Source organism: Pontibacter sp. LHS1 (assembly GCF_058932855.1).
The window spans coordinates 1-1,184 of the sequence record NZ_JBZYWF010000030.1 but is presented as its reverse complement, the minus strand read 5'-3'; the positions used below and the strand labels follow the sequence as shown (position 1 = coordinate 1,184).

General features: G+C 58.8%; 2 protein-coding genes. Both read right to left on the bottom strand.

Features of this window, described 5'->3' with window-relative positions:
- Positions 1 to 698, bottom strand: a 698-nt coding sequence (locus tag AC5FXQ_RS21735) for an IS3 family transposase (protein ID WP_493604509.1), incomplete at its 3' end; no start/stop codon positions are given.
- 38 nt (positions 699 to 736) lie between these two features.
- A complete protein-coding gene (locus tag AC5FXQ_RS21730) occupies positions 737 to 1,144 on the bottom strand; it encodes a hypothetical protein (protein WP_493604508.1) in 408 nt (135 codons plus the stop codon).
- Positions 1,145 to 1,184: the final 40 nt, after the last annotated feature.

The window sequence follows — 1,184 nt, the reverse complement described above, 5'->3', positions numbered from 1 at the left end:
TTATAAAGTTCTACGGCCTGGGCCAGTAAAAGCTTCACCTGCCCCAGGTTCTCCAGCGTATTGCCCAGCCCGAACTCCTCCTTGAGCGTTCTGTTCATGCGCTCGGCCAGCGCGTTCTCATACGGGTCCGAGTCCTGGGTCATGCTCATGCGCAGCCCCCTGCCTGTGGCCATCTGCACATAGTGGCGGGAGCAGTACTGCAGCCCCCGGTCGGAGTGGTGGATGGTGGCAGCCGCGGTCTGCTTCTGCCCCAGGGCCATCACCAGGGCCCGGCCCATGCTCACGGCCTCCATGTCTGCCGCGGCCGTGTAGCCCATGATCCGGCGGCTGAAGGCGTCGGTGACCAGGTTCACGTAACAGGTGCCCTGCCGGGTTTTGACGTAGGTGATGTCCGAAACCCAGACCTGCTCGGGAAACTGCGGCAGCAATCCCTTGACCAGGTTGGGGTGCTTGCGCAGGTGGTGCCGCGACAGGGTCGTCTGCACGTAGCGCCTGCCGGGCTTTATGAGCAGGTCAAACTCCCTGAGGCAGCCAAAGAGCTTGTCTCTGCCCAGCTTGATGCCCCGGCTTTTAAAAACAGGCTGCAGCTTCACCTGCAGCTTGCGGGTGCCCAGGCGCGGCAAGAGCTTGCGCTGCTCGCAGACCAGTTGCCGGACCTGTTGTTGGAGGGCAGTTGTTTTGGCCTCCTGCTTTTGCAGCTTGTAGAGGTACTGGCGGCTGAAGCCCAGGCTCTGGGCTAGTTGCTTTCGGGTGGTTCTGGCTGCCCCTTTGGCCGGAAAGCTTGCTGCGAGAGGGGCAAATACTTTTTTCGGATGTTGGTGCCGAACTGCTCGTCGGCAATGTCGATGGCCCGGTTGAGGATCATCTTCTCCTCCTCCAGGCGCTTGATCCTGGCTTCCAGCTCGTGGATCTTCTTTTTGGGCGGCTGCTTGGCTTTCATGGGCGTTTTGCTTTTCCAGTCTAACTGCCCGTGTTTACGCAGCCACACCAAAACAGTCGAACGCCCCTGGATGCCGTACCTGGCCTGAGCCTGTTTGTAGGTCAGCAGCCCTCTTTCTACCTGGTCCACAACCGACAGCTTGAATGCCAGACTGTAGTCCTTTTGGCTCTTCCTTAAAAAGCCCTTCTTGCTTGTTCCTTCCATATAAGTCAACTTTTGTGTCAACCTATTTCAGGACGCTACA